This is a genomic window from Pradoshia sp. TA40_28, assembly GCF_059694525.1.
The window spans coordinates 49,413-74,009 of the sequence record NZ_JCATZO010000013.1 but is presented as its reverse complement, the minus strand read 5'-3'; the positions used below and the strand labels follow the sequence as shown (position 1 = coordinate 74,009).

General features: G+C 40.4%; 21 protein-coding genes and 6 tRNA genes. 22 read left to right on the top strand and 5 right to left on the bottom strand.

The window, feature by feature from the left end:
* Positions 1 to 90 precede the first annotated feature (90 nt).
* From AC58NB_RS15340 to AC58NB_RS15310, 7 genes are all read left to right on the top strand, one after another.
* Positions 91 to 166: transfer RNA gene (locus AC58NB_RS15340), tRNA-Phe, on the top strand.
* A 45-nt stretch (positions 167 to 211) separates the two neighbouring features.
* Positions 212 to 284 (top strand) — tRNA-Thr (locus tag AC58NB_RS15335).
* Positions 285 to 295: 11 nt separating this feature from the next.
* Positions 296 to 379: transfer RNA gene (locus AC58NB_RS15330), tRNA-Tyr, on the top strand.
* Positions 380 to 540: 161 nt separating this feature from the next.
* Positions 541 to 614 (top strand) — tRNA-Gly (locus AC58NB_RS15325).
* 89 nt (positions 615 to 703) lie between these two features.
* A tRNA-Asn gene (locus AC58NB_RS15320) sits at positions 704 to 778 on the top strand.
* 3 nt (positions 779 to 781) lie between these two features.
* Positions 782 to 853 (top strand) — tRNA-Glu (locus AC58NB_RS15315).
* A gap of 492 nt (positions 854 to 1,345) precedes the next feature.
* Positions 1,346 to 2,938 carry a long-chain-fatty-acid--CoA ligase gene (locus AC58NB_RS15310; protein WP_497427686.1) on the top strand — a complete coding sequence of 531 codons (1,593 nt, stop codon included), beginning with the start codon at positions 1,346 to 1,348 and terminating at the stop codon, positions 2,936 to 2,938.
* A 184-nt stretch (positions 2,939 to 3,122) separates the two neighbouring features.
* Here AC58NB_RS15310 and AC58NB_RS15305 read toward each other — a convergent pair whose 3' ends face one another.
* Complete coding sequence (locus tag AC58NB_RS15305; RefSeq protein ID WP_497427685.1) at positions 3,123 to 3,437, bottom strand: hypothetical protein; 315 nt, start codon at positions 3,435 to 3,437, stop codon at positions 3,123 to 3,125.
* 171 nt (positions 3,438 to 3,608) lie between these two features.
* Positions 3,609 to 3,881 (bottom strand): hypothetical protein, encoded by a 273-nt coding sequence (locus tag AC58NB_RS15300; protein WP_497427684.1) that lies wholly within the window; start codon positions 3,879 to 3,881, stop codon positions 3,609 to 3,611.
* 311 nt (positions 3,882 to 4,192) lie between these two features.
* On the opposite strand from AC58NB_RS15300, the gene AC58NB_RS15295 reads away from it, so the two are divergent.
* The 9 genes from AC58NB_RS15295 (at position 4,193) to AC58NB_RS15255 (ending at position 14,471) form a co-directional block, all read left to right on the top strand.
* Complete coding sequence (locus tag AC58NB_RS15295; RefSeq protein WP_497427683.1) at positions 4,193 to 4,807, top strand: TetR/AcrR family transcriptional regulator; 615 nt, start codon at positions 4,193 to 4,195, stop codon at positions 4,805 to 4,807.
* Between the two features lie 68 nt (positions 4,808 to 4,875).
* Positions 4,876 to 6,018: an acyl-CoA dehydrogenase family protein gene (locus AC58NB_RS15290; protein ID WP_497427682.1), complete on the top strand. Its 1,143-nt coding sequence runs from the start codon at positions 4,876 to 4,878 to the stop codon at positions 6,016 to 6,018.
* 34 nt (positions 6,019 to 6,052) lie between these two features.
* Positions 6,053 to 7,690 carry an AMP-binding protein gene (locus tag AC58NB_RS15285; protein WP_497427681.1) on the top strand — a complete coding sequence of 546 codons (1,638 nt, stop codon included), beginning with the start codon at positions 6,053 to 6,055 and terminating at the stop codon, positions 7,688 to 7,690.
* 12 nt (positions 7,691 to 7,702) lie between these two features.
* On the top strand, positions 7,703 to 9,055 hold the full coding sequence (locus tag AC58NB_RS15280) for an acetyl-CoA carboxylase biotin carboxylase subunit (RefSeq protein WP_497427680.1): 1,353 nt from the start codon (positions 7,703 to 7,705) through the stop codon (positions 9,053 to 9,055).
* 11 nt (positions 9,056 to 9,066) lie between these two features.
* The gene (locus AC58NB_RS15275) at positions 9,067 to 9,282 is read left to right on the top strand and encodes an acetyl-CoA carboxylase biotin carboxyl carrier protein subunit (RefSeq protein WP_497427679.1); all 216 of its coding nucleotides are present in this window, start codon (positions 9,067 to 9,069) and stop codon (positions 9,280 to 9,282) included.
* A 15-nt stretch (positions 9,283 to 9,297) separates the two neighbouring features.
* The gene (locus AC58NB_RS15270) at positions 9,298 to 10,221 is read left to right on the top strand and encodes a hydroxymethylglutaryl-CoA lyase (RefSeq protein ID WP_497427678.1); all 924 of its coding nucleotides are present in this window, start codon (positions 9,298 to 9,300) and stop codon (positions 10,219 to 10,221) included.
* Positions 10,214 to 10,987, top strand: coding sequence for an enoyl-CoA hydratase (locus AC58NB_RS15265; protein ID WP_497427677.1), 774 nt, complete (start codon positions 10,214 to 10,216; stop codon positions 10,985 to 10,987). The genes AC58NB_RS15270 and AC58NB_RS15265 overlap by 8 nt, the downstream gene beginning before the upstream one ends.
* A gap of 24 nt (positions 10,988 to 11,011) precedes the next feature.
* On the top strand, positions 11,012 to 12,544 hold the full coding sequence (locus AC58NB_RS15260; protein ID WP_497427676.1) for an acyl-CoA carboxylase subunit beta: 1,533 nt from the start codon (positions 11,012 to 11,014) through the stop codon (positions 12,542 to 12,544).
* 19 nt (positions 12,545 to 12,563) lie between these two features.
* Positions 12,564 to 14,471 carry an AMP-binding protein gene (locus AC58NB_RS15255; RefSeq protein WP_497427675.1) on the top strand — a complete coding sequence of 636 codons (1,908 nt, stop codon included), beginning with the start codon at positions 12,564 to 12,566 and terminating at the stop codon, positions 14,469 to 14,471.
* A gap of 241 nt (positions 14,472 to 14,712) precedes the next feature.
* Here AC58NB_RS15255 and AC58NB_RS15250 read toward each other — a convergent pair whose 3' ends face one another.
* Positions 14,713 to 15,363 (bottom strand): 2OG-Fe(II) oxygenase, encoded by a 651-nt coding sequence (locus tag AC58NB_RS15250; RefSeq protein WP_497427674.1) that lies wholly within the window; start codon positions 15,361 to 15,363, stop codon positions 14,713 to 14,715.
* A gap of 669 nt (positions 15,364 to 16,032) precedes the next feature.
* Here AC58NB_RS15250 and AC58NB_RS15245 point away from each other — a divergent pair.
* The 4 genes from AC58NB_RS15245 to AC58NB_RS15230 all read left to right on the top strand — a co-directional run bounded on the left by AC58NB_RS15245 (position 16,033) and on the right by AC58NB_RS15230 (position 18,480).
* The gene (locus AC58NB_RS15245) at positions 16,033 to 16,326 is read left to right on the top strand and encodes a TIGR04104 family putative zinc finger protein (protein WP_497427673.1); all 294 of its coding nucleotides are present in this window, start codon (positions 16,033 to 16,035) and stop codon (positions 16,324 to 16,326) included.
* An 83-nt stretch (positions 16,327 to 16,409) separates the two neighbouring features.
* Positions 16,410 to 16,682, top strand: coding sequence for a hypothetical protein (locus AC58NB_RS15240; protein WP_497427672.1), 273 nt, complete (start codon positions 16,410 to 16,412; stop codon positions 16,680 to 16,682).
* 399 nt (positions 16,683 to 17,081) lie between these two features.
* Positions 17,082 to 17,816 (top strand): glycoside hydrolase family 25 protein, encoded by a 735-nt coding sequence (locus tag AC58NB_RS15235; protein WP_497427689.1) that lies wholly within the window; start codon positions 17,082 to 17,084, stop codon positions 17,814 to 17,816.
* A gap of 190 nt (positions 17,817 to 18,006) precedes the next feature.
* Positions 18,007 to 18,480 carry a hypothetical protein gene (locus AC58NB_RS15230; RefSeq protein WP_497427671.1) on the top strand — a complete coding sequence of 158 codons (474 nt, stop codon included), beginning with the start codon at positions 18,007 to 18,009 and terminating at the stop codon, positions 18,478 to 18,480.
* Positions 18,481 to 19,018: 538 nt separating this feature from the next.
* On the opposite strand, the gene AC58NB_RS15225 is transcribed toward AC58NB_RS15230, so the two are convergent.
* Both AC58NB_RS15225 and AC58NB_RS15220 read right to left on the bottom strand, forming a co-directional pair.
* Positions 19,019 to 19,456, bottom strand: coding sequence for a hypothetical protein (locus AC58NB_RS15225; RefSeq protein WP_497427670.1), 438 nt, complete (start codon positions 19,454 to 19,456; stop codon positions 19,019 to 19,021).
* Positions 19,457 to 19,722: 266 nt separating this feature from the next.
* Positions 19,723 to 21,450, bottom strand: coding sequence for an ABC transporter ATP-binding protein (locus tag AC58NB_RS15220; protein WP_497427669.1), 1,728 nt, complete (start codon positions 21,448 to 21,450; stop codon positions 19,723 to 19,725).
* A 271-nt stretch (positions 21,451 to 21,721) separates the two neighbouring features.
* On the opposite strand from AC58NB_RS15220, the gene AC58NB_RS15215 reads away from it, so the two are divergent.
* Both AC58NB_RS15215 and AC58NB_RS15210 read left to right on the top strand, forming a co-directional pair.
* Entirely contained in the window at positions 21,722 to 23,101 is a 1,380-nt protein-coding gene (locus AC58NB_RS15215; RefSeq protein ID WP_497427688.1) for an ABC transporter permease, read from the top strand.
* Between the two features lie 14 nt (positions 23,102 to 23,115).
* Positions 23,116 to 24,591, top strand: coding sequence for an ABC transporter permease (locus AC58NB_RS15210; protein WP_497427668.1), 1,476 nt, complete (start codon positions 23,116 to 23,118; stop codon positions 24,589 to 24,591).
* Positions 24,592 to 24,597 lie beyond the last annotated feature (6 nt).

The window sequence follows — 24,597 nt, the reverse complement described above, 5'->3', positions numbered from 1 at the left end:
CCGGTAGTTCAGTTGGTTAGAATGCCTGCCTGTCACGCAGGAGGTCGCGGGTTCGAGTCCCGTCCGGACCGCCATTTACATAATGAAGTTGGCTCAGTAGCTCAGTCGGTAGAGCAAAGGACTGAAAATCCTTGTGTCGGCGGTTCGATTCCGTCCTGAGCCACCATTATAAAATTAAGATTTAAATAGTATGATCTTACCTAAGTATCTTGCCGGTGTAGCTCAATTGGTAGAGCAACTGACTTGTAATCAGTAGGTTGGGGGTTCAAGTCCTCTTGCCGGCACTCTTCATATCGGAGGGGTAGCGAAGTGGCTAAACGCGGCGGACTGTAAATCCGCTCCTTCGGGTTCGGCAGTTCGAATCTGCCCCCCTCCACCATTTATTATAAGAGCATAGTTTAAAGGTAGAACAGAGGTCTCCAAACCTCCAGTATGGGATCAATTCCTACTGCCACTGCCAATAAATACGGCGAAGTGGTTAACGCGTCGGATACTGGTTCTGACTTTCGTTGGTTCGATTTTCATCAGTCATCCATAGATGCGGGTGTAGTTTAGTGGTAAAACCTCAGCCTTCCAAGCTGATGATGAGGGTTCGATTCCCTTCACCCGCTCCAAAAAAATTATAATGGGCCTATAGCTCAACTGATTAGAGCTCAACCCTGATAAGTTTCAGGTCGATAGATTGAGTTGTCTATATTATTATTCCGCAGTAGCTCAGTGGTAGAGCACTCGGCTGTTAACCGAGCGGTCGTAGGTTCGAATCCTACCTGCGGAGCCATTTGGCCCCTTGGTCAAGCGGTTAAGACACCGCCCTTTCACGGCGGTAACACGGGTTCGAATCCCGTAGGGGTCATAAAACCATGTACAACATGTACATGGTTTTTTTCTATTTGCGACAATCTTCTAATAGCTATGGACCTTCAATCTTTTATCTTTTGGGACCTACGGATACTTCTCAGACTCTAATGTTAAAAGTTGAGGGGAAATTCCTTTTGAGTATATTTTTTGACTATAGATCTAATCCTATCTAAATAGGAATGTAATAAAGTTTTCCTCGTCTTTTATTTTTTTTAAAGTCAATTAAATACTATGTAACCAATAAGTGATTATTAACTCAAGCATTCTTCGGAGTGCTTTTTATATTACTTTTTTCATTTTTATTGCAGGAGATATTGAATGTGTTTGTCGAATTAATTATTTGGGAGATTTGTAAGCGTTTTAGCAGGGAGGTTTCTTAAGAAATTGGTGTTTCTTGTAAAATGTTAGAAGTAATTTTAAAAAGCAAGAGAATATGTTAAACCTAATTAATTCAGAACATTTGGACTTTTTGAAGGGGGATATAGTAATGAATGTACCATTAATACTTACACAATTTTTAGACAGGGCCGTAAGCTTGTATGGGGACAAGCAGGCCATCATATGTGAAGACAGGGTATTTACATATCATGAATTAAATGAAAGAGTTAATCGATTATCTCACGGTTTAAAAAAATTGGGGGTTCAAAAAGGGGAGCGTGTTGCTTACTTAGCACCAAACTCTGTAGAAATGTTGGAGGGCTTTTATGGAATTTTCCAATTAGGTGGTGTGATGGTACCACTGAATAGTCGATTAAAGCCAGATGATTACCTATTTATTTTAAACCATAGTGAATCGAAAGTTTTATTCGTTGACCAAGACCTTTACCATTTAATTTTGCCAATTAAAAATAAACTTAAGACGATTGAAAAAATTATCGTTCACTATAAAGATGCTGAGACGGATGAGGTAGGATATGATGTTTGGTTGGAAGAGCAAAGTCCCAATGCCTTTGAGAGATTTCAGTTAGAAGAAGACGATGTATGCAGCCTTCTCTACACAAGTGGAACAACCGGGAATCCAAAGGGAGTAATGTTGACTCATAGAAATAACTATCTTCATGCTCTAAGTACGATGCATCATCTTCGGATAACGGATGAAGATGTTTTACTTCATGTTTTACCGATGTTTCATGTGAATGGTTGGGGTTCTCCGTTTTATTATACGGCTAACGGTGCTACTCAGGTCTGCTCTCGAAGAACGACACCTGAGATGATTTTTTCTGCCCTGGAAAAACATAAAGTAAACGTTATGCATATGGCTCCAACCGTGCTAAATGCGCTCCTGCAGTATTACGATCAGAATAGCTCAAAGATTGAACAAGCAGTTCGGGTTGTTATTGCCGGATCGGCGCCACCGCCAGCTTTTGTTAGACGGGTGGAAAAAGAGCTGGGCTGGGATTTCATACAGGTATATGGAATGACCGAATCTTCTCCTTTGAGCTTAATTTCCGTCGTTCGCTCAGAATTAAAGGGCTTATCTACTGAGGAGCAATACCGAATTAAATCAAAGGCCGGGATATCAATGGTTGGCTGTGAAGTTAAAGTTGTTACTGATCATGGCGAAGAAGTAGAGCATAATGGTAAAGAAATCGGGGAAGTCATTACGAGAAGTAATGGAGTCATGTTAGGGTACTGGAAGAATGAAGAGGCGACAATGGAGGCAATCAAAAACGGATTTCTTCATACGGGAGATATGGCTACTGTTGATGAATACGGCCATATTGATATTGTCGATAGGAAGAAAGACGTAATCATAAGCGGTGGAGAAAATATTTCTTCTATAGAGGTGGAGGGCGTGCTATATGACCATCCTGATGTACTAGAAGCAGCAGTTATCGCTGTTCCTCATGAAAAATGGGGGGAAACTCCACATGCCTTTATTGTTCAAAGAGAGGGCAGACACGTAACTGAAAAGGAATTAATTGCTTATTCAAGAGAGAGGTTAGCTCATTTTAAAGCGATAACAGGAGTAACCTTTGTAAGAGAACTTCCAAAAACAGCCTCCGGGAAAATACAAAAGGTAGTCCTTCGGAATGATTACTGGGAGGCTACCGGAAAAAGCGGAAAATTCGTCAATTAATCTATATAGCCACAGATCTTAGCGCAAAAAAGAGAAAGGCGAATTTGAATACACTCAAATTCGCCTTTCTCTTTATCTTATAGCTAGCTATATCCCAGCCTCGTTATGCTTTAATAAAGTTTCTTACTAATCGTAAGGCAATTAAGAGGGTGAAATGTGGTTTGTTGAATTATTTGAATTCTAGTTAGAAGTAAATGATGAGCATACTGACTAAACTAACAAGTGTGTAGAGGACAGCACCGTAAAATACTCCACCCACATTAACTTTCAGCTCATTTTTTTCCTTCTGAATTTTCCAAACTGATTGACTCGCCTCTAAAGTGGCGCCAGCTGTTAAAGGACCTCCGCTGCTGTTAAAAAAGAACAATAGAACTGTTAATCCTAAGCCAATGAAGAAGCTCCACTCACTGTACGAGAACGGAATAATTTCACTAGCAATCCAAACAACTACTCCAATGATTATCGCAGTAATAATAGCCCACCGTAGGGATTTTTTCAATTAATCACTTCCTGTTAATAATTAATAGCTACAAAGTATTAGAAAAGAGTCTTACAAATTTTATAGGCTCAGATAAACTTGATACGATAAGTAAGTATGATTAGAAGTAAAAACATGATTAATTAGTAGGTAGAACACTTTTATGAGGTAAATTGTATTGCACGGGAACGATCAATCTCCGCCGCCGCCACCATCACAACCAGAATCAGATCCTCCACCATACGTATCTCCGCTATCAGATAACCAATAAAATGATGTGGATGAAGAAGAGTCATTGATTCCTGAAGTAGTTTTCGATTTCATGCCACTACCTGTTGCTGTAAAAATTGAGAAAAATAACAGGATATCTAAAAATAAAGTCACCATATATGGATTAGGTATTGAAAATCCTAATATAAATAATACAATTGCACCAATCACCATTTTTCCATTTTTAAAACTCATATTGAAAATTAACAGTAGAAAGAAACAGATATAGATGAAAACCTCTATGGTTTACACTCCTTTCTTTACCATCTTATTTTAATATATGTTATATATTTCCACATCACTACATAATACCCTTTAATTGTTTAAAATTAGTTTATAAGATGTCATTACTTTTTAGGTATTAAATTTCCACTTCTTTAGAGTATTAGATTAATAGCAAGGGACGAGGAGGTTTTAATTTACAAATAATTTAATAAATTAAATTGTTTGACAATTTAGCGAAGTCTAAGATAAAATCAAAATCGTAAATAGACTTACAGAAAGAGGTGAAGGAAACGGAATTAAAGAATCGTATTCTTGAAAATTCGGTTAAGTTGTTTGAAAAGCATGGTTTTCACGGTGTTTCAGTTAATGATATTGTGGAGGCCAGTGATACATCAAAGGGTGGATTTTATCACCATTTTCAATCAAAGGACGAACTGCTTTTTTCCATTCACGACACATTTATCTCCTATGTCTTAAGCAAAGCTAAAGAGGCCATACACCATTACCACACTCCACCAGAGAAACTCCAACAGATTATTTACTCGTTTACGAAAGTATTTGATCTCTACCAATCTCATATATCCGTCTTTTATCAGGAAAGTAAATATCTCAAACCAGAACTGGATTTAACCATTAAACGAAAAAGGGATGAATTCAGGCTATTGATATACGAAGTCATTAAAGAAGGTCAGGAATCCGGTGATTTTCGAAAAGAAATCCCGTATGAATTAAGTGGTCTGGCCATATTGGGAATCGTGAACTGGACCTCAAAATGGTATCAACGAAGCGGGCCCATGTCTATGGATCAAATTTCGAATTATTTCACGGACTTTGTTATGCATGCCTTATTAACTGAGGACGCAAAAAAGAAATACTCACATTTCTTAACTGTTTAATTAAAGCGCTTACATAAGTAAGACAGACCAACCAGTCGGTCTTTTATCAAAATGCTAGGAGGATGAAAATGAACTTTGATTTAAGTACAGAACAAAAAATGGTTCGTAATATGGCAAGAGAATTTGCCGAAAAGGAAATTAAACCAATTGCGATTGAATTAGATCGGGACTCAAGATTTCCGGAAGAAGTATTTAAAAAAATGGGGGAGTTGGGACTCTTAGGTATTCCTTTTCCGGAAGAATACGGTGGCTCAGGCGGAGACACAATTTCTTATGCACTCGCCGTAGAAGAGATAGGAAGAGCGTGCGGGGGTACAGGTTTAAGCTATGCAGCTGCTGTTTCACTCGGGTCAAGTCCGATTTATTATTTTGGAACAGAGGAACAGAAGCAACAATACTTAACTCCATTAGCCAGTGGTAAAGCCCTTGCATCCTTTGGATTAACAGAGCCTAATGCTGGCTCAGATGCTGGTGGGACGAGAACGAAAGCAGTACTTGAGGGCGATGAATATGTGATTACGGGAGAAAAATGTTGGATTACAAATGCAGGTTACGCTGAAACTCTTACAGTCACTGCTGTATCCGGTAAGACCAACTCCGGGAAAAATATTATTTCAGCCTTTCTTGTCCCAACCAATACACCGGGATTAACGATCACAAGCAATTACGACAAAATGGGGGTTCGAGCTTCGAATACTTCACAAATTGTCCTCGACCAAGTTCGAGTGCCAAAGGAAAATATTCTTGGAGACCCTGAGGGAGGATTTAAACAATTTTTATATACGCTCGACGGCGGTCGAATATCCATTGCAGCATTAGCGGTCGGTATTGCACAAGCAGCATTTGAAAAGGCGCTAGCCTATAGTAAGGAACGAATTCAGTTTGGACAGTCGATTTCTAAGTTTCAGGCTATTCAATTTAAGTTGGCAGATATGGCAATGGAAATTGAATTGGCAAGAAATATGGTATTAAAGGCAGCCTGGCTTAAGGATCAAAAAAGAAATTTCACAAAGGAATCGGCTTATGCCAAACTGTTTGCCTCTGAAATGGGATTCCGTGCTTGCAATCAAGCGATTCAAATCCATGGTGGATACGGATATATGCGTGAATATGAAGTAGAACGATACTTACGAGATATGAAATTACTAGAGATTGGCGAGGGCACCTCGGAAATCCAGCGACTTGTTATCTCCCGTCAATTAGGTTGCTAGCCTTATATTTTTTTAAATGATAAGGAGGATGAGGATGGCAGAGTTGGTTCAAAAAACAGTGGGTGTTCTTTTAGATGAAATTGCTAGGGAGAATGGAGAGCGGGAAGCAGTTGTTTATGCAGATCGGGATCTAAAGTTAACGTATGAACAGTTTAATGATGTATGCAAGGTAACGGCGCGTGCTTTTATGTCACTAGGGATTGAAAAGGGAGACCATCTAGCTATATGGGCGACGAATACTCCTGAATGGCTGATAACCCAATATGCGACGGGTAAGATGGGGGCTGTGCTGATTACTGTGAATACAAGTTACAGAGCCAATGAGTTGGAATACCTTTTGAAGCAATCTGATTCTAAAACACTTATTTTGATGGAAAGTGTGAAGGACCATTCCTATATTGAGACACTCTATGAAGTCATCCCGGAGTTAAAAGAAGCGCGTCCAGGAGAGTTGGTTTCAGAAAAGCTGCCTTATTTAAAGAACGTCATTATTCTCGGGAAAAATCGATATCCAGGTACGTACAGCTGGAATGATGTCATGAAAATGGCCACCCATACTTCTGCAACTGAATTAACAGAACGGATGAATTCCTTGCGTGACGATGACGTTATTAATATGCAATATACATCTGGAACAACAGGTTTTCCCAAAGGCGTTATGCTGACACATCGCAATATTGTAAACAATGCCATTAACATTGCTGAAGGGATGAAGCTGACGAATGAAGATCGGATGTGCATCCCTGTTCCTTTCTTCCATTGCTTTGGTTGTGTTTTGGGAACGCTAACAGCCGTTTCGGTTGGTGCGGCGATGATTCCATTACAGGAATTTAACCCGCGCAGTGTTTTACAGGTAGTTGAAAAGGAAAAAGTGACCGCTCTTCATGGGGTTCCAACGATGTTTATTGCGGAAATGAATCTGGACGATTTTGCTGACTATGATTTGTCCACGCTGCGCACCGGAATAATGGCTGGTTCCACCTGTCCCATTGAGGTCATGAAAGGTGTAGTGGATAAAATGGGAGCTAAAGAAATTACGATTGTATTCGGACAGACCGAGTCGTCGCCTGGTATTACTCAAACCAGAACAGACGACCCACTTGAATTAAAAGTCACCTCCATTGGCAGGCCAATGCCAAATATTGAGGTGAAAATCGTTGAACCAGGGACAGAGATAGAGGTTCCACGCGGTCAGCATGGCGAATTAATCACCCGTGGTTACCACGTGATGAAAGGCTATTACAAAAATCCTGAGGCTACTTCAGCAGCTATTTCTAAGGATGGCTGGCTTCATACAGGTGATTTAGCTGTGATGGATGAGCAGGGGTATTGTGCCATTACTGGCCGGCTTAAAGACATGATTATCCGCGGCGGAGAAAACATTTATCCAAGAGAAATAGAAGAGTTTTTATACCAGCATCCTTCTGTGCTTGATGTGCAGGTCATTGGAGTGCCGGATGCCAAGTATGGTGAAGAAGTCATGGCGTGGGTCATTCCAAAAGAAGGTGCATCCATCACAGGTGATGATATCCGAAGTTACTGTCAAGGGAAAATCTCAAAGCATAAAATCCCACGCTATATAGAAATGATTGATGAATATCCAATGACGGCCTCTGGGAAAATTCAAAAATATAAGCTTCGTGAAAAGTCCATGCAGATAGTAGGAACGTGAGGAGGAACAGCATTGTTTAAGAGAATATTAGTTGCTAATCGTGGGGAAATTGCTTCAAGAATCATCCGTACTTGTAAACGACTTCATATCGAAACAGTAGCGGTCTATTCAGAAGCAGATCAAGATGCGCCTTTTGTTAATGAAGCGGATTTTGCCTATCTTTTAGGAGGACCAAGAGTAAATGAAAGCTATTTGAATACAGCGAAAATCTTAGAGATTGCGAGAGAACATAAAGTGGAGGCCATCCATCCAGGTTACGGTTTTTTGAGTGAAAACAGTGAGTTTGCCAGGGAGTGCATGAGAGAAAATATTATTTTTATTGGACCGTCGCCAGATGTCATTGAACTAATGGGACAGAAGACAAAGGCAAGAAAAGCGATGGAGATGTCAGAAGTACCTGTGGTACCGGGGATTTCCTACCCACTTGCTAATGTGGAGGAGGCAATCGGAATTGCTGAGAAACTTGGATATCCCGTCATGCTCAAAGCTTCTGCTGGTGGTGGTGGCATCGGCATGCAAACGGTGTCAAATGAAGAAGAATTAAAAAAAGCATATGAGGGCAATCAAAACCGGGCGCTGAGCTATTTTGGCAATGGTGATATGTTCCTTGAGAAAGTGATCGTGAATCCGAGGCATATTGAAATTCAGGTATTGGCAGACAAACATGGGAACGCTGTCTACCTTTGGGAGCGTGAATGCTCGATTCAACGCCGTAATCAAAAAGTGGTAGAAGAAGCGCCATCTCCATTTGTTGATGAGAGTGTTCGGAAAAGAATGGGGGAAACCGCATTAAAGGCAGTACGAGATCTAGGATACTATAATGCTGGCACCTTTGAGTTTTTAATGGATGAACAAAAGAATTTTTACTTCCTTGAAATGAACACGCGTCTTCAGGTTGAACATCCGGTAACAGAAGAGATTACAGGAATAGATATCGTCGAGGAACAAATTAGAATAGCGGGTGGAGAACGTTTGCGTTTTAGCCAAGAGAATCTCCGCTTAGATGGCCATGCTATTGAAGTGAGGGTTTATGCCGAAGACCCCACTACTTTCTTACCATCTCCCGGGCAAATCACCCATTTGAAATTGCCGGATGGTCCAAATGTAAGAAATGAGGTCGCTATCCGAGGGAATTCAAAAGTGACGCCATTCTATGATCCAATGATTGCGAAATTGATTGTTTCAGCTCCTAGCAGGAAAGAAGCGATAACTAGTTTGGCAGAGGCCATTCAGTCCTATGAAATAGAAGGAATCAAAACGAACCTACCCATGCTTTTAAAAGTCATCAATCATGATGCCTTTAAAGCAGGCGATACTACAACTGGGTTTATTGAGAAACATCTTAAAAAAATAAAAAACAGATAGGAGAGAGACAAATGGCAGAAGAAATTAAAGCGAGTATGGCAGGCAATGTATGGAAGGTGCAAGTGAAAGAGGGGGATACCGTTGAAAGTGGTCAAGATATTGTCATTTTGGAATCTATGAAAATGGAAATTCCTATAGCTGCTGAGGGAGACGGACTTGTGACTGAGGTGGCTGTGAATGAAGGGGATTTTGTGAATGAAGGAGATCTTTTAGCCCGAATTGAATAGAAGGGAGAGAAGGACTTGGAGATACCTGATTTTGTACAAATAAAAGAAGTAGGCCCAAGAGATGGGTTGCAGAACGAAAAGACCATTATTCCGACTGAACAAAAAATAGAATGGATTGACCTGTTGAGTGAAACGGGTCTTTCTTATATTGAAATCACTTCCTATGTTCATCCTAAATGGATTCCACAGTTGGCTGATGCCTTGGAGGTATCAAGGAAAATTAACCGCAAAAAATCAATTACCTATGCTGCACTTGTGCCCAACCGGAAGGGTCTTGAAAATGCGTTGTTAGCCAATATTGATGAGGTTTCGATTTTTATGTCAGCAAGTGAAACACATAATCAAAAGAATATTAATAAATCAATCGCTGAAACATACCCGATCCTTAAGGAAGTCGCAGAGGATGCATCGAAGGAAGGGAAATCTACACGTGCGTATGTATCGACAGTGTTTGGCTGTCCGTACGAGGGCGATATTCATATCGAATCTGTCTTACATATATGCGACAAGCTTTTTGCAATGGGAGTAGATGAGGTATCTCTTGGGGATACCATTGGCGTTGCTCATCCGAAACAGGTTGATTTTATCCTGAGTGAAGTATCAAAACGGTTTGATAAGGAGCGTATTGCCCTCCACTTTCATGATACACGCGGCATGGCGTTGGCCAATATATTAGTAGCTTTAAAGAAAGGATACAGCATCTTTGATTCATCGATTGGCGGTTTGGGCGGATGTCCATATGCGAAAGGCGCCTCAGGCAATGTGGCAACGGATGACTTAGTTTATATGCTGGAACGGATGGGAATTCGTACAGGCATTGATGAAAATAGGTTAGCAAAAGCAGCAGGCTATATACAGAAACAGATGGGGATTCCTTTGTCGAGTAAACAAATGGCTATCCAGGAGAATAGGAAGGGAGAGAGATCAATTCATGATTAAACAAACCATACGTGACGATGGGATAGGAATCATTGTATTAGATCAACCGCATAAATCCAATGCCTTGTCTATCGAGTTGCTAAAGGAATTACAGCAAACACTTCAGTCATATAAAGAAAATCAATCGATTCATTGCATCATCATCACAGGAAATGGAGGGAAGGCATTCTGTGCAGGAGCCGATTTGAAAGAACGAGTGAATATGAATCAAACACAGGTAAGAGAAGTGGTCAGCTTAATCAAAGAGACGATTTCAATGATAGAAAAAATGCCGCAGCCAACGATTGCTTCTATGAATGGAGCGGCATTTGGCGGGGGATTAGAGCTTGCACTGGCTTGTGATCTTAGAGTAGCCAGTCATCATGCAATGATGGGCCTAACCGAGACAGCGCTGGGTATTATTCCAGGTGCCGGCGGAACACAGAGACTTCCGCGGTTAATAGGAATCAGTAAAGCAAAGGAACTTATTTATACAGCACGAAGAATTGATGCACATGAAGCCTTGCAAATTGGATTGGTTAATCAAATCGCCGAGTCGGAAGATCTGGAAAACGTGAGTCTTTCAATCGCACGGCAAATTGCAGCCAATGCCCCGATTGCAGTGAAGGAAGCAAAAAAAGCGATAGACCGTGGGATGGAAACCGATTTAGTCCATGGTTTGCAAATTGAAGAATGGTGCTATCAGGTTACCATTCCAACGAAGGACCGGTTGGAGGGACTACAGGCATTCAAAGAAAAAAGAAAACCAATCTATACCGGTGAATAATCAATCATAGAAAGGTGATGGACCATGAACACATTACAAAATGACCTTCTTGAAAAGGTTGAAAAAATAAAAACAGGCGGAGCGGAGAAGTATCATCAAAAGAATAAAGAATCCGGAAAATTATTTGTCAGAGAGCGTTTAGAGCTTTTATTTGATGAAGGTGTATTAGCCGAAGACGGCTTATTTGCAAATTGTTCTGCAGAAGATTTGCCGGCCGATGGCGTGGTAACAGGATTAGGGAAAATAAACGGTCAAACAGTTGCTGTTATGGCCAATGATTCTACTATTAAAGCAGGTTCATGGGGAGCAAGAACGGTTGAAAAGATTATTCGAATTCAGGAAACCGCAGACAAGCTACAAATTCCGATGCTTTACTTAGTGGACTCGGCAGGAGCGAGAATAACCGATCAAGTAGAAATGTTCCCGGGTCGACGAGGTGCGGGAAGAATATTTTATAATCAGGTTAAATTGTCCGGGAAAATTCCGCAAATTTGTTTGTTATTCGGTCCATCTGCTGCAGGCGGTGCTTATATTCCTGCTTTTTGTGATATTGTCGTGATGGTCGAAGGGAATGCCTCCATGTACCTTGGTTCACCGCGAATGGCAGAGATGGTTATAGGCGAGAAAGTCACACTGGACCAAATGGGCGGAGCGAAAATGCATTGTTCCGTTTCTGGCTGCGGAGATGTTCTTGTAAGCACGGAACAAGAGGCCATTGAATATGCTCGCAAATACCTATCTTACTTCCCAGCCAATTTTGCAGAAAAAACAAAAAGCACCGAAGTTAAACTGCCTCGAGATTCAGACAAGACGATTGCCGATCTGATTCCCCAGAATCAAAATGCACCCTTTAATATGCATGACCTCATCAATCAATTAATAGACGAAGATTCTTTTTGTGAAATCAAGAAATTATTTGCACCTGAATTAATAACAGGCCTAGCCCGAATGGGAGGAAAACCAGTTGGAATCATCGCTAATCAGCCACGTGTAAAAGGCGGAGTTCTTTTCCATGATTCAGCTGATAAAGCGGCCAAGTTTATTAATCTTTGTGATGCTTTCAATATTCCGTTGCTCTTTTTGGCCGATATTCCGGGCTTTATGATTGGTACTAAAGTTGAACAGGCAGGAATCATCAGGCACGGTGCCAAAATGATTGCGGCCATGAGCGAAGCGACCGTTCCAAAAATTTCTGTGATTGTGCGAAAAGCGTATGGAGCAGGTCTTTATGCAATGGCGGGCCCAGCATTTGAACCAGATTGCTGCCTGGCGTTGCCGACTGCCTCGATTGCGGTAATGGGACCGGAAGCGGCAGTGAATGCGGTATATGCTAATAAAATTGCTGAGTTGCCGGAAGAAGAAAGGCAAGGGTTCATTATGCAAAAAAGAGAGGAGTACAAGGAGGATATTAATATTTATCGTCTTGCCTCTGAAATGATTATCGACGATATCGTTGAACCCAATCATCTACGTAGTGAATTGATTACTAGATACAGTTTATATGAAAGTAAATATCAGGTATTTTCATGCAGAAAACACCCGGTATACCCGGTTTGAGGAAACGGAGGGTTTTTTCATGAGTCAAATAGCTTGGACACCTGATAATGAAATGATGACGAACAGTCGTCTCTATAAGTGGATAAGGGAACTGGGGTTAGAAGGCTATGATCAATTTTACGCTAAGTCCATTCAAGAACCTGAATGGTACTGGGGATCTGTCGAAAAAGAACTGGGCTTTAGCTGGAAATCTCCATATAAGAAAGTCATGGATTTATCAGACGGGATTGAATTCCCGGATTGGTTTGTAGATGGAACCTGTAATGTAGTGGATTCTTGTATAGAGAAATGGATCTATTCCAAGCATAATGCGATTGAATATGAAAGTGAAACAGGACAAACAAGGAAATATTCTTATGCTGGTTTATATAATTGGGTGAGTCGGATAGCAGGCGGCTTATTGGATCAGGGGATTATTCGGGGAGACAGGATTACCATCTATATGCCAATGATTCCGGAAACAATCGTGGCTATTTTGGCTGCTGCGAAAATTGGTGCGGTTGTATCGCCTGTGTTTTCTGGCTTTGCTGAAGATGCACTGAAAACGCGCGTAACGGCGGCAGGATCAAAAATGATTATAACGGCAGAATCCTATACTCGCCGTGGCAAAAAGGTTGATATGTTAGAAACGATTGAAAATGTGCTGCCTGAGTTGGATGCTTTGGAGAAGGTAATTGTCGTTGGCGAAGAAATAGACTATGGATCTTTTATTTCCTGGAGTCAGCTTGAAGCTTCCGAACCACTCAATGTTTCTGCTGAAATGAAAAGTGATGATCCATTGATGTTAATTTACACATCTGGAACGACTGGCAAACCTAAAGGAACTGTCCACACCCATACTGGCTTTCCGATAAAGTCCGCGATTGATGCAAGAATCTCAATGGATTTGGTCAAAGGAGATAAACTCCTCTGGATAACAGATATGGGCTGGATGATGGGGCCGTTTCAATTGTTTGCCAGTTTAATGAATGGAGCCACCATCATGCTCTACGATGGGGTGCCTGACTATCCAGCGGCTAATCAAGTATGGAAATTAGTTGAAAAATGGCAGATTACGCAATTAGGTATCTCACCAACATTCATTCGTTCGTTAATGGCAGTGGGAGATGAATCGATTGGCGGTTATGATTTAACCTCCCTTAAAGTATTTGGTTCTACAGGGGAGCCTTGGAACCCCGGTCCATGGAACTGGCTGTTTGAAAGGGTAGGGAAAAGGAAAATCCCGATAATCAATTATTCGGGAGGAACAGAAATATCCGGCGGTATTTTGGGGAATGTTTTATTGAAGCCGATCGCTCCTATAACGTTTAATTCACCAATGCCAGGTATGGATATTACAGTTTTAAATAAAACAGGTGAATCCGTCATAAATGAAGTTGGTGAGCTTTGCATCCGTACTCCATGGGTAGGCATGACAAAAAGTTTTTGGAATGAGCCGGAACGATACCTCGATACATATTGGAGAACCTATGAAAATACGTGGGTTCATGGCGACTGGGTGAGCACGGATGGTGTATTTTGGGAGATCAAAGGACGGTCTGATGATACATTAAATATTGCGGGAAAAAGGGTAGGTCCAACAGAATATGAATCGATCCTTATTAAGCACGATGATGTGATTGAAGCGGCCGCTATTGGAATTCCAGATGAGCTAAAGGGAGAAAGTTGTGTGTGCTTTGTTGTTTTACAATCGAATGTAGGGGTGAGTCCAGAGCTTGAAACCGAACTACTAAACCTGCTCAGCAGCCAGCTGGGAAAAGCACTAAAGCCGTCAGCTATTTACTTTGTGAGCGATCTGCCAAAAACCAGAAATCAAAAAATCATGCGCCGCGTCATCAAGTCAGCCTTGCTCAATCAAGATTCGGGTGATTTATCCTCCCTGGTCAATCCGGAAATCGTTCAAGAAATAAATCAGATAAAAGTATAATGATAATCTGCTAGTGTGTGAATCATTGTTGGTAAACAGCAATCTTATAGTCAACCGTTGGCATGGATAATCTCCATGCTTTTTTAATTGATTTTAAAACTAATCTAATTTGTTTGTGCTTCCTTAATCACACTTATTTATCTTAACTTGATTTTTAGAAAATAGTGAAAAGAATCAAATAGATTGTATCGGAACAAAAGAAAATGCAAGGCATACTTAAATGCCTCGCTTTACTGTCCTGTTAACGAATACGTTGTTTCCGCATCCATTGGGTTGCAATCCATTTTTCACCTTTCGTGACAGGGGAACCGCCATGTAAGGTCTTTTCGTTCAGAGATTCGTCTTGGTAGAAATATTCAAAGTAAACCGCCATTCCTTTTTGTGGAGCGATTGATAAGTCTAGGTGTGGAAAATACGTTTCTCCGCCTTCTTCCACATCGTTAAGGTATAAGACAATTGTACTAATTCGGTTGTTTTGAGCTGTTTGACTTGTCGAAGCAAAATAATCAAAGTGTGCTTTGTATTCTTGACCAGGAGTATAGCGAAGGATATGGAGATTTTCGCTATGTTCAGAGGGAATGGCAGTGATGGCAGCTAGCCGTTTTTCAATGCGTAAAACGGTTTCGTTTTGGGCATCTTCAATGAAAGCACCTGTACTCGTACGCATACCATTTACTTCACGGGTTGCTCCAACGGATGAGCGTTTCATATTTTGCTTAGCTAACTCTATCAATATATCGCATTCCTCGTCGCTTAAGACGTTTCCCAATACGACGACTAGTGGTTCGCCATGACGAGCTAAGATAGGAATTTGTCTGTTCTCTGTCTTGATGATATGGCCTGAGTGGGGGAAAATAGGCGTTTCTTTGTGTGGATGAATGGTAGTTGTCATATAATTCTTCCTTTCCCATCTTTTCTCTGTTCTATCCGTTATTTTATCATGTATTTTTAAGAAACCGATGAGAATTCTCGAATTTATTTTATTGTAAGAGGAGCTTTCAAAATAATTAAATAGGAGTTTCTTTAGCAATAACCTCTTTTCTGTTGAAATTCTCATAGAAACAAGAGGCGAGTTCAGCAGAAGAAGGATTTTTTATAGTAATATCGAATAATTATGATTGATATAAGAGTGATTCTTAAGAACTTACATCTTTCGTGTAAGTCGCCATAAAAGCGATTAGATCATGAGCAAACACCAATCGAAAATACATCTATACAAATGAATAAACGAAAGTTGGTGGCATAATCAATATTTTTAAACAAAACATCAGCTTCCCCTTAATCTATTTAGTATTATCAATCGGTTGGGATTTTATTGCCGAAACAGAGATTAATTGGATTGAAAACATAGCGGTGAGCTTCATGGCATTCTTACTCCTATCATTTTATGATTGGACAAAGAAGCCATATGAATGGAAGAAGAAGTGAAAATCGATAGTTGAGATGAGCAGTATGGACTTTAGCGTTCCTACAGTCGCTATAGAACATACGGGGAGAAGGATAATGTCTTTTATGTTGAATTTCTTTAGGATAAACAAAAGTAAAGAAAGGGATTGAAAAAATGCCTACCTGTCAGAAGTGTGATCAAAAATGGAGTTGGAAACAAACGTTTAAAAAATCTTTCACTCTGGATACAGGTATGATTTGCCCATATTGCAAGAAAAAACAATATATTACTAAGGGTACAATGATAAAAAACACGTTAATAACATTTATGGCAATGACCGTTATGACGATTTGGAGTCTCTTTTTTGGATCTTCATTTTGTTTGATAGCTTTCTCGATAGGTTTTGTCCCATTGTTTGTTATGCTTTATCCTTTTTGGGTTGAACTATCAAATAAAGAAAATGTTTAAGCAGTATAATCATATACTCTTTAACAAACGAGAAGAAAAACGATCCAATCTAATTGTATAATATTATAAAAGGGGTGATTAGGTTGGTAAGCAATTCAAAGGGGACTGAGATCATCCTTGACGATGCAATAGATAAACAGGAATTTGTAAATATCATTAATAGCGTTTATAAGCAAGATTGTTATATATATGCAATTATTCCTGATTGGGAAAAAGATTTGTTAAAACAACTGTCAGATGATTTTATTTTAATAAATGAGATTGTATTTCCATACATGCGGATTTATCCAAGAACTATAGGATTTGTAGGATATGTGGAAGATCGAAAAAGCAATATATTTACGAATTTTATTTAAGGTCTACCATAATAGACTTTTTAGTTTTTTCGGAGTTAGACGTATCTCAATATTTGAAAAAGAAAAACAAGAAAAACATTGATCTATACGAAATGTTTGAAACAAATAAAGTTCCTCACATAACAATAGGACCTGATGGTCAATGGATAAATGTAGTTGAATATTGAAATGGTTCTCTTATAGAACTATCTAGGCGTTGGTCCGTAAAGGAGTAATGCCTTTTTGTGTTGAACTTCTTATGGAGGTAAAGGAGCAGATTTGTCGGAGAATTTCATAGGAGGATAGAAAAAGAGATTTAAGAGGGAAACCGAACAGTTCGGTTAGAGCTCTCTTTTTGCCAGTAATAAATAAAATGGGGATGGTGTGTAAAGAAAAGTGAAAATAGAAAATAAGAATATAATGAGAAAAAGAAAACGATTTGTTTATCCTATCATATTTTTTACAGGTGGATTACTATTGGGTATTTTATTGTGGTACCAAGGAATGATTATTCCCAATGCCTCTAGTGCTAAACAATATCCAGTGAAGGGTGTGGACGTTTCATCTTATCAAGGGGAAATAGATTGGGGACAATTTGAGGAACAAGGATTAAAGTTTGCCTTTATTAAGGCCACTGAAGGAAGCACTTTTGTTGATCAATATTTTGAAATAAATTGGAAAAATGCAAGTGGGACTACCTTACGTGTTGGAGCGTATCACTTTTTCAGCTTCGACAGTGGAGGCGAAACGCAAGCAGAGAACTTTATTAAGACTGTGCCTGTTAAAAAACAAGGATTGCCTCCTGTGATTGATGTTGAGTTCTATGGTGACAAAGAAAAAAATCCCCCTGTTCGCAGCCAAGTTGAAAAAGAGCTTCAAATAATGGTGGGAATTCTTGAAAAGCATTATGGAAAAAAAGTCATTCTTTACACTACACAAAAGGCTTATGATTTGTATATAAAAAACAGTTTTGAACAATGCGATATTTGGATAAGAGATGTTTTCAGCGAACCTTCGTTACCTGATAAAAGAGCATGGACATTTTGGCAATACACCGATCGTGAGCAATTGAATGGCTATAGTGGAAAAGAAAAGTTTATTGATGTGAATGTCTTTAATGGCAGTGAAAAGGAATTTGAAGAGTATGGAAAGTGATTGCTAACTGAGGAAACGAGGTGTTGAAATGCTGCAAATCATATCTGTTATTTTCGTAATCCCGTTTCTTGTGTGGTTATGTATCTTCCTGACGAAAATGCAGCATCCAACGAAAGCAGATCAGGACATGACTACGGGTAAAAAGATCACCATTATCGCCCTCCTTTTATTTGTGGCTTCGGCTTTCATCATGTCCTCACAGGGATTCTATTATGCGTTTCTCGAACCAACAGGTGCAGTCTTTTTAATCGGACTCATCGTCGTCACGCTCTGCATTTTCGTGAGTGGTATGAATCTCGGGATTTCGATGATTGCCTGGACCATCGTACTCTCACTTCCCGGCCTGGGATCGGCACTTTTCTATGTACTTTTGATGGAGAACTCATATGAAACGATACAATCACCAGACGGGCAAACCAGAATTGTGATTGAATACCGGGACGCAACCCTGGGAGAAACCAATTACTTTTATGATTTTTATAAGAAGGAGCCCTATTTACCAATCATCGAACGATTGGATCAGGACGCTCATTTCTTTACAAGGGGTGTCTATCTTGATAATCTGCAGGCGCTGGGAGTCCATCAAGCCGAATGGTATGATGGATACGTCGTATTTAATCCGATCGAGGGCGAAAGCATCAAAGTAATATGGGAAGATTCTTAATTTACGAGAATTTCGATGTATCTGAGGCGCCGTACCTTGCATTGAGACGGATTTACTGTCACAAAATAAATCCGTCTTAGAATACCACATTAGCGATAAAATAATAGAATATGAGCGAAATCAGCGTCCAAATGCGGTCGCTGAGCCTTTTTATAGAGTACTGCGTAGAATGTTTTCTACGCAGTTTTTAAATTCTATTAACTTTATGAGGCAGTATTTAACCGTTTCGTGAACCTCTTTTAGGTAGTTTTGTTTCCGTGAAGATAGTAGTTTAATAGAGCATTTCAAATAATTAGAGGAACCAAGGGGTGTATTTTTGTGAATAACAGAATAGGGGAGTATATAGGAAACAGAAAATACGCTCCGACGTTTCCAAACGATTATCGATGATGGTGGAGGTTGGCAATCTTCATAGTTAGATGGGATGCTTCATGAAAAAACCATCCACCGTAGTGACTTTCTAGTTGTATCGGTGGACAGATAGTCTGCAACTTTTTTATGAGATTCGTGTATTTCTATATGTCTAGATCATCAATAATTAGCAACTATAAGCTACTATACTAGATGTAGGGAAAGAGGCAAAAGTAAAAGCTGGGAAAATGATTCCTGTAGTATTACCAAATGGACTTGCTGTTAAAACCCACATCAATACATACTGACCATTGTTTAAAAGCATAATTGTCCAGCGTCTATCACAACCCACTCCAAAAGTAGTACCTGATGTTAGAATCTCTTGACCTGCTGACGGGTTTTGGAGAAGATATTGATACGTATTGACTGTCTGCTGTGAAGGTGGGGGTGTCCCCCCAGTGCTAGGTTCACCTATGCCAGGCGTCCCAGGTAATGTTCCGGGTATTCCGGTATTGCTATTCGGCCATCCTGGAATAGGACTACCCTGAAATCCACCCCCCATAGGACCTCCTGGAGTAGGAAATGGGAGATTTTGAATTCCGGGAATTTGTCGATAATAATCCATTAATATACACCCCTAGTTATAGTTTTATAGGCTAATGGCAGTATATTATTTGATTTAGTTAAGGGTGTGGGCAATTATTGGTGAAATGGAAATATACAATTCTCGGGTTTATTGATTTGCAAAAGCTAAAGCTTACTTTCGTTCTCGCTTTTCTTAAATCCTATTTAACAAATGTAGTGTTTTGTGAAAAAGAAAAATTAAAAAAGATGCAACGGAAAGAGGCATTCAGAATCTTGAATGCCTCTTTAAGTTTCAATACTAAATGATTAAGGATGAATGGCTACCCAGTGGCCTGGTGACACTTCTATCAATTTGGTGTTTTCCACATCATACTCTTTTCTCTCTGTTTGGATTGATCCATTTTTCCTTTTTTTTGCTTCAATCTTAGGATCCGGGATAGGGATCGAGGCCAGTAATGATTTCGTGTAGTCATGCTGAGGATTAGAATATAATGCTTCACTTTCAGCCAACTCCACTATTTTTCCTTTATACATGACAGCGACCCGGTCGCTGATATGTTTGACCATCGACAAATCATGGGCAATGAACAGATAGGTGAGTCCGAGCCGTTGTTGCAAATCTTCCATCAGTTTGACGATCTGTGCCTGTATGGAGACATCGAGAGCGGATAATGGTTCGTCGCACACAATGAAGGCAGGGTCGACGGCCAGTGCCCTGGCGATACCAATTCGTTGTCTTTGACCACCGGAGAATTCATGCGGATACCTCATCGCGAATGAAGGCTCCAGCCCAACCAAATCAAGCAACGCTTCGACTCGTTTTTTGCGGTCTGATTTACTGTTGGCGATTCGATGGACATCCAGTGCCTCTCCGATAATATCCAATATCCGCAGCCTTGGATTGAGAGAAGCATAGGGATCTTGGAAGATCATTTGCATATGTCGGCGCATAATGAGCATTTCTTTAGGCGAAAAGCTGTTGAGCGCCATTCCTTTGAAAAGGATTTCCCCTCCGGTTGGGGTATGTAATTGAAGGATTGAGCGTCCAGTTGTAGATTTACCGCTTCCTGATTCGCCAACGACTCCTAATGTTTCCCCGGCTTTAATGCTGAAGGAGATATCATCAACTGCTTTTATCGTCTTTCCTTTGCCAATATCGAAATATTGCTTAAGGTTACGTACTTCCACCAACGGGGTATCGTCGGTATTTATGATCAGATGAGATACTGGTTTCGCCTTCTTTTTTTCATTCAGTTTCGGAAGTGCATGAAGTAACTTCTTTGTATACGGGTGAGAGGGGGAGGAAAAGATCTCCTCTGTTGTACCAGTCTCAACAATTACTCCTTTTCTCATGACAGCAACTCGGTCGCACATTCCGGCCACTACCCCCAAGTCATGTGTGATTAAGATGATTGCTGTTCCAAATTTCTCTTGCATCTTCTTCATAAGATCAAGGATTTGTGCTTGAATTGTAACATCAAGTGCCGTGGTCGGTTCATCTGCTATCAGCAGAGACGGTCGGCATGCTAATGCGATGGCAATCATCACACGCTGTCTCATTCCGCCGGAAAATTCATGTGGATATTGTTCGTAGCGGATTTCACTGTCTGTGATGCCGACCAATCGCAACATATCGAGTGCTTGTTCTCTCGCTTGTTTATCTGATAACTTTTCGTGCTTTATTAACCCTTCTGCAATCTGATTTCCGATTTTCATGGTCGGATTCAAAGAGGTCATCGGATCCTGAAAGATCATTCCCATATCGCGTCCCCGGATAGCCTCCATCTCTTTCTCAGAGTAGTATCCGATGTCTTTCCCATTAAAGTGGACTGTTCCGTTCTTACGTCTAGCGCTCACAGGCAACAATTGCATGATTGAACGTGCGGTGACGCTTTTGCCACTTCCAGATTCTCCGACAATTCCTAATGTTTCTCCTTTATTAAGTGAAAAGCTGATATTTTGCACAGCTTGAATTTCCTGTTCATCCTGTTCAAAAGACACTGATAAATGCTGCACTTGCAATAATGAATTCATCAAATGACACCTGCCAAATCATCATATTGGTCTAAAATGAATCTTGTATATATTTCCATATATTGTTGACTTTTACCAATTGTTAAAATAAAATATACTATACCACTCGGAAAAGTGCAATTATTATTGAATCTTTTGTTTATACAAATGATTATACCTATTAAGCACAACGCTAAAGAGGATGAAAGGAGGGGAGATATCATTGGATATTGAGCAGGAGTGGAAGGGGAATCGCTCTTTTGTACAGAGAGTTGATCATATATTCAGGAAAATGATGAAGAACCCTTCCTATAAGATCTTCCTCCTGATAGTTGGAGCTCCGCTCTTTTTAATTGTCATGTTGTTTTATTTGTTCAAAAGCAACAAAGAGGGATCTGCAAAAGCGGAAGGAGAGCTGAAGAAATCGCTCATCGAGTCTGGACATCTTGATGCCTTCAAGAAGGACTATAATGACCAGTTAACTAGAAAGCGAGATTTCTTTGGCAAGCAAGTAGACGATGAGGAAATTGAGAGAGAAGCAACAAAGCTTGCCGAGCATCGATTGGATGTTTATATTACCGAGTTAATGATGGAATCGGCCAGCAACGAAACAGGGAAAGGGAAAATGCAATTTGAAGATGCTTTTTCTGAATTGATCCGGAAAAAATGGTTCTTCTTCATTTCCTTCATAGCTGGGTTTTTTATGTACATATTGTTGTTTATTTATAGCAATCCATATGTGAAATACATTGTGGAACGTTTAATTATGACAATTTTCGTCATTGTTGGTGTAAGTGTGCTTGTATTCACGATCCTGTATATCTCACCGTTCAATCCTGCTGCAAACATATTGGGAGAAACGGCAACGAAAGAGCAAATCGCCGCATTCAATGCCTTACATGGACTGGATCAGCCCTATTTCACTCAATTATGGAACACAATTGTCGGAATTTTCACATTCAATCTTGGTAGTTCGTTTGCTGGAAATGAGGATGTCATTTCGGCTATCATGCGTAAGTTTCCGATTACCTTATCGATTGCCGTCTTTTCATTATTACTTGCGGTGGTGGTTGCACTGCCAACAGGAATTATTTCGGCTATCAGAAGGAACTCGATCTTTGACCATTCTTTCATGTTAATCGCCTTACTTGGGCTATCCATTCCAAGTTTCTGGCAAGGGCTAATTTTCATTCTGGGCTTCTCGGTTCATTTGGAATGGCTGCCTGCAACGTATCATTCTAACAACTTATTGTCGTTGATCATGCCTATTGTGGTACTTGGAACAGGATTGACAGCTGCAGTTGCCAGGATGACAAGGTCATCAACACTTGAAGTCATTCATGAAGATTATATGTTGACGGCAAGAGCCAAAGGGCTTAGCGGAAGAAGGGTTGTTATGAGGCATGCTGTGCCTAACGCACTCATCCCGATTATCACAGTCATCGGGCTTCAATTCGGAGGAATGCTCGGCGGAGCAGCAGTCACGGAAAAAGTGTTCAATATCAGCGGTCTGGGCAGCTATATTGTCGATAAACAATTTATACCGGATGTGCCGGCAGTGATGGGCGCTGTCATCTACACAGCCATCATTATTTCCGTCGTTAATATGATCATCGACATTCTCTATGCATTCTTCGATCCTCGGATCCGGCATAAGATGAAACAATACTAAAGCAGGTGTATGAAATGAATAGTTTAAAAGCTTCACAGGAATATAGACAGGCAAAGTTTGCCTTGAGTGCATCTTTGATCCTCACAGCCGTTTTTCTGCTTAATGTATATGATTTCAAAAGCATGGATAGTAGGGGATTCTTTTTGTGGATGTTCGGACTTTATGCCTTCTTCACTGCCATACAGGGCATTTTGCTATGGAGAATGAAAAAGGACTTACTGGAAAAAGAGGATATTTCGGTCTTCACCAGAAGGTTGGGAATTATTCAGCTGGCGAGTTTATTTACCGGGAACGTCTTCTTGGCAGCAGCCGCATTGATCTTGATTAAAGAGAAGAAAAACCTCTATTACTCTTTTGGAATTTATATGTTGTTGACGGATTGTTTTGTGATAGGTGTTTCTGCCTTGAATCTGTTCAAACCATATGTGTCGAATAGTTTTATAACAGGAATGGGCGCGCTTATGGCAATTACGCTGTTCCATCTCGTGGCCGTTTTGTTACTCATGAGAGGGAGTGTGAACAAGAAGACATCTACCGCTATTGCTATTTTCTTTCTCTTGAGCGCTCTTATCGGAAATCTGTTTTCCTTATTGCTTGGGATTACAATGTTGCTGAAGGCCAGAAATCTGCGATACGGTGTCAAGACACAGTGGGAATCGATATGGGAAAGATTGACGAAGCATTTTGCAGCGATGCTAAGTTTGTTTTTCATTATCTTTCTGTTCATGATTTCGGTGTGCAGTATTTTCACATTCGAGAAGAGTCTTGCGATTGAAAATGACTATGGGGCAATCTTACAGTCTCCGAGTCTCGTTTATCCGTTTGGTACGGATAATTTCGGTAGAGATGTTTTCTCTAGGCTTATATTTGGTGCGAGAATATCACTCATTGTTGGTTTCTTAGCGACCCTTATCCCTGTACTGATTGGAGGATTCCTTGGTGCCGTCTCAGGCTACTATGGCAGACATACGGATAATATCATCATGCGGCTTCTCGATATTCTATACGCCATTCCGGGAATTTTGCTTGCCATCACGATCATCGCTGCCTTCGGGGCAAATACGGTCAATCTGATTATCGCCTTGAGCGTTGGAGCAATACCCACATATGCAAGAACGATGAGAGCCAATGTGCTGCAGGTGTCAAATTATGAATTCGTGGAAGCTTCTAGGGCTCTTGGGGTAAAGGATCGTGCTATTATCTTCAAGCATATTATCCCTAACTCTATGGCTCCTATGATTGTTAAGTCCACTTTGACCATTGGTGCGGCCGTCATATCGACTAGTAGCTTAAGCTATCTTGGACTAGGGGTTGAACCGCATATACCGGAATGGGGCAATATTTTACGGGTAGGGAGTGCCTATTTGGAATCACAGCCTTATCTTGCCATCTTTCCAGGAGTGGCGATTGTATTGCTGGTGTTGTCATTCAATTTCCTTGGGGACGGCTTGAGGGATGCGCTGGATCCAAAACTCGATCGGTCATCATAATTGTAA